A 7,085-nucleotide genomic window follows, 5' to 3' on the forward strand; every position below is an offset into this window, starting at 1 on the left:
GTTTGCCTATCAATGACTGAATTCCAACCTTTAGCAAGCGCCGCCGGGATGACCGTCGGCCTTGCCGTTTGTGCGCTGGTCCTCGGCCTGATTCTGGCGATGATCTTCGCAGTCTGGGAATCTGCGCCGTGGAAGCCACTTAGCTGGCTCGGTACGGCGTGGGTCACTGTGCTGCGCGGTCTGCCAGAAATTCTGGTCGTGCTTTTCATCTACTTCGGGTCATCACAATTGCTGATGGTGCTGGCGGATGGCTTTAGCCTCAATCTCGGTCTGTTCTCAGTGCCGATAAAGCTGCCCATCGAAAACTTCGAAGTCAGCCCGTTTGTCTGTGGTGTCATCGCCCTTTCGCTGCTGTATTCCGCTTATGCTTCGCAGACACTGCGCGGCGCGCTGAAAGCCGTTCCGCAAGGCCAGTGGGAATCCGGTCAGGTGTTGGGCATGAAAAAATCGGCGATCTTCTTCCGCCTGATTATGCCGCAAATGTGGCGTCACGCGCTGCCGGGCCTGAGCAATCAGTGGCTGGTTCTGCTCAAAGACACCGCGCTGGTGTCACTGATCAGCGTGAATGATTTGATGCTGCAAACTAAAAGTATCGCCACGCGGACACAGGAACCTTTTACCTGGTACGTGATTGCGGCCTGCATTTATCTGCTTGTCACCCTGTTCAGCCAGTTCGTGATTAAACGCATCGAACTGCGTACCACCCGCTTTGAACGGAGTGCTTCCTGATGTGGGAATATTTACCTGAAGTCCTGAAAGGATTGCACACCAGCCTGACACTGACCGTGGCGGCGCTGATTGTTGCGCTCCTGCTGGCGATGATTTTCACCGTGATACTTACGCTGAAAGTGCCTGTTGCCAGCCAAATCGTGAAAGGCTATATCACGCTGTTTACCGGTACGCCGCTGCTGGTTCAAATCTTCCTGATTTACTACGGACCGGGCCAGTTTCCGTCTATTCGTGAAATCCCCTGGTTGTGGGAAGTGCTGTCGCAGCCCTGGCTGTGTGCGATGTTTGCGCTGGCGCTCAACAGTGCCGCTTACACCACGCAACTGTTTACCGGTGCGGTACGCGCGATCCCGTCCGGCCAGTGGCAGTCCTGCGAAGCGCTGGGCATGTCGAAACCGCAGACCCTGCGAATTCTGCTGCCATATGCGTTTAAGCGCGCGCTTTCGTCCTATTCCAACGAAGTGGTGCTGGTCTTCAAAAGTACCTCTCTGGCGTACACCATTACGCTGATGGACGTTATGGGGCACAGCCAGCTGATGTATGGCCGCACCTATGACGTGATGGTATTTGGTGCCGCCGGTCTGGTTTATCTGTGCGTGAACGGGTTACTGACCCTGATGATGCGCCTGATAGAGCGCCGTGCGCTGGCGTTTGAACGCCGAAACTAATAAACACCGGACGCCTGAAGGGACGAGAAATCGTCCCTTTTTTATACCTGCAAAATAGCCCGCCAATCTTCAATTTAATTTTTTAATCAAATTTATTGCATACAAATTCATTTAATGGCAATTTAAACGCAGGTTTCACTTCCTGCCAGTTACCCGATTACATTAATAAAATCAGTAAACTGAACCATGAAGGGAATGTCATTTTTTGAACAGGAATGTATTGCATGAAAAAGCTGATCCTCGCTGCCGTTTTATCTGCCACCGCTTTCGCCGCTACCGCTGCTGAGACCATTCGTTTCGGGACTTCCGCGACCTATCCGCCGTTCGAATCCATGGACGCTAACAATCAGATCGTCGGGTTTGATATGGATCTGGCGAAGGCCGTTTGTCAGCAAATGCAGGAAACCTGCACGTTCACCAACCAGCCATTTGACGGGCTGATCCCGGCGCTGAAATTCCGTCGTTTTGACGTCATCATTTCCGGTATGGACATCACCGAAGAGCGCAGCAAGCAGGTCACTTTTACCCAGCCTTACTACGCCAATACCGCCATGATTATCGGGCCGAAGGGTAAATTCTCTTCTATAGCCGATCTGAAAGGTAAACGTGTCGGCCTGGAAAACGGCACCACGCACCAGAAATACCTGATGGAAAAACACCCTGAAATCACCACCGTCGGTTATGACAGCTATCAGAATGCGATTCTGGATCTGAAAAGTGGTCGTCTGGACGGGCTGCTCGGCGATACCGCCGTGCTGAATGGCTGGCTGAAATCCAACCCTAATCTGGGTGAAGTGGGCGAACTGATTAAAGATCCGCAATACTTTGGTACTGGCGTGGGAATGGCCGTTCGTCCGGAGAATAAAGAATTGCTGGCGAAACTGAATGCGGCGCTCGATGGCATTAAAACCAACGGCGAATTCAAAAAGATCAACGACAAGTGGTTCCCGGCTCAGTAAAACCGCTCGTCCTTCAAACAGAAAGCCGCCTGTCATGGCGGTTTTCTGCGTAACATCTCTCAAAACTGCAACTTCAGCTCTTCTGTTTCACCAAAAAGGTGACTTCTGTCACACTTAGTTCAGGTAATGACTTTTACACTGTTTAACCGTAATCACAGTCGAGATCGAATGTTTATGCACGCACGTTTTCACACCGCCTTTGCGGCACTCCCTGAAAATTTATCCTCCGCGCTTGAGCCGTTTCTGCGACATGATGACTTCCCGGCAATGTTCACGGCCGCCGAGGTTGCGCAGGTAAAACAGGCAACCGGTCTGGACGACGACGCGCTGGCATTCGCCCTGTTACCGCTGGCAGCAGCCTGTTCGGTAACGCCGATTTCGCATTTCAACGTGGGCGCAATTGCCCGCGGAACCTCCGGTAATCTGTATTTCGGTGCCAACATGGAATTTGCCGGTGCACCGATGCAGCAAACCGTTCACGCCGAACAATCTGCGGTCACGCACGCCTGGCTGCGTGGCGAAACGCGTCTGGCTTCAATCACCGTCAATTACACACCTTGCGGCCATTGTCGTCAGTTTATGAATGAACTGACCAGCGGTACGGCGCTGGATATCCATCTGCCGGATCGCCATGTCGCCACCCTCGGCGATTATCTGCCGCATTCCTTCGGGCCGAAGGATCTGGATATCACCACGTTGCTGATGGATAAAGTTGATCACGGCTATACGCTGAAAACCTCTGACACACTGGCCGCACATGCGCTGGATGCCTGCAACCAAAGCCATGCGCCGTATAGCAAATCACACAGCGGTGTGGCACTGGAAACGCAAAACGGTAAGCAGTTTGCCGGGCGCTACGCGGAAAACGCAGCCTTCAACCCGAGCCTGCCTCCGTTACAGGCGGCATTAATCCTGCTGAACCTGTCAGGTGAAGACTGCCTGAAAGTGTGCCGCGCCGTGCTGGTCGAACAGGAAGGCGCGCTGATCACCCAAAATGACGCCACCCGCGCCACGCTGAAAGCCATCGGGTGCGAAGACGTTACCACGCTGAACTGCTGAAACCGCCGGGTTTCGTGATCTGCCTAACACTAATGACTACGTTCCTGTAGTCATTAGTTACATAACATTGTCTGATTTGAATTCCCCGTTTCCTCTCTGTTACCCTTTCGTCTCTAAACTATAAAAATTAACATTCTGAGCACCGGAAGAGTAAAACGATGGAACTTGAATACGAAAGCAAACGTCCCCTGTACATCCCTCACGCTGGCCCAATCCTGTTAGAATTTCCGTTACTGAATAAAGGCAGCGCTTTTACTGAAGAAGAGCGCAGCAATTTCAACCTTCACGGCCTGTTGCCAGAAGCCGTTGAAACGATTGAAGAACAGGCCGATCGCGCCTACCGCCAGTTCCAGAATTTCAAAACTGACATCGATAAACACATCTATCTGCGTAACATTCAGGACACTAACGAGACGCTGTTTTACCGCCTTCTCGACAGCCATCTCAGCGAAATGATGCCGGTAATTTATACCCCGACCGTCGGCGAAGCCTGCGAGCATTTCTCTGATATCTACCGCCGCGCCCGTGGCCTGTTTATCTCCTACCCTAACCGCGCGCACATCGACGACATGCTGCAAAACGCCACCAAACAACACGTCAAAGTGGTCGTGGTGACTGACGGCGAGCGCATTCTGGGCCTGGGCGACCAGGGCATTGGCGGCATGGGCATTCCTATCGGCAAATTGTCTTTGTATACCGCGTGCGGCGGCATCAGCCCGGCATATACCCTGCCGGTCGTGCTCGATGCAGGCACCAACAACCCGCAACTGCTCAACGACCCGCTGTACATGGGCTGGCGTCATCCGCGTATCACCGGCGAAGAGTACGAAGCATTTGTTGACCAGTTTATTCAGGCGGTAAAAATCCGCTGGCCGAACGTGCTGTTGCAGTTCGAAGATTTCGCGCAGAAAAACGCCATGCCGATCCTCGAACGTTACCGCGACGAACTGTGCTGCTTTAACGATGATATTCAGGGCACCGCGTCCGTGGCACTGGGCAGCCTGATTGCTGCCAGCAAAGCCGCCGGCGGCAAGCTGAGTGACCAGACCGTCGCCTTCCTCGGTGCCGGTTCTGCGGGTTGTGGTATTGCAGAGCAAATCGTTGCGCAGATGAAATCCGAAGGTCTGAGCGAAGAAGAAGCGCGCGCGAAAGTCTTCATGGTTGACCGCTTCGGCCTGCTGACCGACAAACTGCCGAACCTGCTCGATTTCCAGAGCCGCCTGGTGCAGAAAAGCAGCGCGCTGACCGGCTGGGGCATGAGCAGCGACAGCATTTCCCTGCTTGATGTCGTGCGTAACGCCAAACCCACGGTGCTGATCGGCGTCTCCGGCCAGCCGGGCCTGTTCACGGAAGAAATCATCCGTGAAATGCATAAACATTGCGCCCGCCCGGTCGTCATGCCGCTGAGTAACCCGACATCACGCGTGGAAGCGACACCGGCTGATATCCTGAACTGGACGGACGGCGCGGCGCTCGTCGCCACCGGCAGCCCGTTTGCGCCGGTAAGCCATAAAGGCACGCTGTACCCTATTGCGCAGTGCAACAACTCCTTTATCTTCCCGGGTATCGGGCTGGGTGTGATTGCGTCCGGGGCAACCCGTGTTACGGATGGCATGCTGATGGCCGGCAGCCGGACACTGGCAGAATGCTCACCGCTGGCCACTGAAGGCAAAGGTTCGCTGCTACCGGATGTGAATGACATTCAGGGCGTCTCGAAATGCATCGCGATGGAAGTGGGTAAAGCAGCGCAGTTGCAGGGCGTGGCGATGGTGACGTCTGAAGATTCACTGTCCAAAGCCATTGAGCACAACTTCTGGGCACCGCAGTACCGTTCCTACAAACGCACATCATTCTGATCCCGCAATATCCGGAAGAATCAGACTGACCATGATCCAGACCAATGCCCGCGCATTGGTCTTTTTTTTCACTTAAATTGCAGCCCTTCGCGCAAATCAGACAGTAATTCACTGAAAAGTGCTGAAAAAACCCGCGATGCCGGTGGATACAGAGTGCAACGTATTGCGTCCCCTAAACAGGTAAAGTAGCCTTGGATCCGATTTCAATTCGATCATAAACAGGGATACCTATGATTAAGCGACTTATAGCTGGCGTTACCGGCATCGTTATTCTGATGCTGGCGGTCGCTATCGGGCTTGATCAGTGGATCAGTCTGCGCACTCAGCCATACATTTATGACGAAGTGCAGACCCTGCCTCACCGTCAGGTTGGCGTCGTGCTGGGCACTTCCAAGTATTACCGTACCGGCGTGATCAACCAGTATTACCTTTACCGGATCCAGGGCGCAATTAACGCTTACAACAGCGGCAAGGTGAAATACCTGCTGCTGAGCGGCGACAATGCGCAGCAAAGCTACAACGAACCGAGCACAATGCGCCGCGACCTTATCGCCGCCGGTATTCCGGCCAGTGACATCGTGCTCGATTACGCCGGTTTCCGTACGCTGGATTCCATCGTGCGGACCCGCAAAGTCTTTGATACCAATGATTTCATCATCATTACCCAGCGTTTCCATTGTGAACGTGCGTTGTTTATCGCGCTGCATATGGGCATTCAGGCGCAGTGTTTCGCGGTGCCGTCACCGAAAAATATGCTCAGCGTGCGCGGCCGTGAGATCTTCGCCCGCCTCGGCGCGCTGACCGATTTATATCTGCTCAAACGCGAGCCGCGCTTCCTTGGCCCGCTGATACCAATCCCGGCCATTCATAATATTCCGGATGATGCGCAGGGCTATCCGGCCGTCACGCCTGAACAGCTTTTGGCATTACAACAGCAGCTGGAAGCCGAGAAAAAAGCCGCCATCGCCAAAGCGGCCGCCGATAAAGCAGCGGCAGAAAAAGCCGCAGCGGATAAAGCTGCCGCCGACGAAGCCGCCAGAGCCAAAGCCGCGCAGGAAGCCAACGAAGCTGCTCAGGCCGAAACCGCAGAGCCGGAACCGGCTCCCGAACCAATGAAACCGGTTGGCAGGAATCCATTTCAGCAGTAAGGGGATGAAGATTTCATTTATTCCGCTGGTTTTTCATCGTGTAGATCAGTGGTTCCATATCTAAATTCTACAGCCCTCTGCTGCAGCTAATAGTTAACCCCTGCTAAATCCTTAATTCTTTGTGATCCTCCTCTCAGCATCTTCTCTTATTAATCCCTACCTTCTCACTTCAATTTATCACTTTGATTTTGTTGTATTTATTTGATGAATAAAACAATGAATACCCCATCTTCAAATCAATCATTTCTCGGACGCTTTACCCAAAAGGATTTACTCCATGACCGGATTTCCCGCTGCACGTCAGCATGATATGACCGCCATTGGCGGCCCGGTTGTGCAGGGCTCGCTGGGCGTAATGATTGGTGCGCCTACGGGCGTCGCCTGTTCGGTTTGCCCCGGCGGCGTGGTGGAAGGCAGCCCCGTGAACCCGTCCCTCGGCGCCAAAGTTCTGCCCGGCGAGACCGATATTGCGCTGCCCGCGCCGCTGCCCTTTGTGCTTTCGCGTTCTTACAGCAGCTATAAAACCGGCACGCCCGCGCCGGTCGGGATGTTCGGCCCCGGCTGGTCGGCGGCGGCGGATATCCGCCTGCAAATCCGTGCTGACGAACTCATCCTTAACGATAATGCCGGGCGCAGCATTCATTTTCACCTGCTTCCGTCCGGCCA

General features: G+C 53.9%; 7 protein-coding genes. All 7 read left to right on the top strand.

All coding sequences use genetic code 11. The features are described from left to right. The first annotated feature begins 12 nt into the window (after positions 1-12). On the top strand, positions 13-729 hold the full coding sequence (gene artQ, locus KWG64_RS25025) for an arginine ABC transporter permease ArtQ (RefSeq protein WP_218523438.1): 717 nt from the start codon (positions 13-15) through the stop codon (positions 727-729). Next, entirely contained in the window at positions 729-1,397 is a 669-nt protein-coding gene (gene artM, locus KWG64_RS25030; protein ID WP_120506961.1) for an arginine ABC transporter permease ArtM, read from the top strand. Before artQ ends, artM begins: the two co-directional genes overlap by 1 nt. 224 nt (positions 1,398-1,621) lie before the next feature. After that, positions 1,622-2,356, top strand: a complete 735-nt coding sequence (locus KWG64_RS25035; RefSeq protein ID WP_218523439.1) for an arginine ABC transporter substrate-binding protein — start codon at positions 1,622-1,624, stop codon at positions 2,354-2,356. Between the two features lie 174 nt (positions 2,357-2,530). Beyond that, positions 2,531-3,415, top strand: coding sequence for a cytidine deaminase (cdd, locus tag KWG64_RS25040; RefSeq protein WP_218523440.1), 885 nt, complete (start codon positions 2,531-2,533; stop codon positions 3,413-3,415). Positions 3,416-3,573: 158 nt separating this feature from the next. Continuing rightward, complete coding sequence (locus tag KWG64_RS25045) at positions 3,574-5,271, top strand: NAD-dependent malic enzyme (protein WP_218523441.1); 1,698 nt, start codon at positions 3,574-3,576, stop codon at positions 5,269-5,271. A 230-nt stretch (positions 5,272-5,501) separates the two neighbouring features. Further along, positions 5,502-6,419 carry an outer membrane permeability protein SanA gene (gene sanA, locus KWG64_RS25050; protein ID WP_218523442.1) on the top strand — a complete coding sequence of 306 codons (918 nt, stop codon included), beginning with the start codon at positions 5,502-5,504 and terminating at the stop codon, positions 6,417-6,419. A gap of 277 nt (positions 6,420-6,696) precedes the next feature. Next, positions 6,697-7,085: DUF6531 domain-containing protein (locus KWG64_RS25055; protein ID WP_255562299.1), on the top strand; the 389-nt coding region annotated here is incomplete at its 3' end.

The organism is Rahnella sp. PD12R, from assembly GCF_019200965.1.
GTDB classification, from domain to species: Bacteria; Pseudomonadota; Gammaproteobacteria; order Enterobacterales; family Enterobacteriaceae; genus Rahnella; species Rahnella laticis.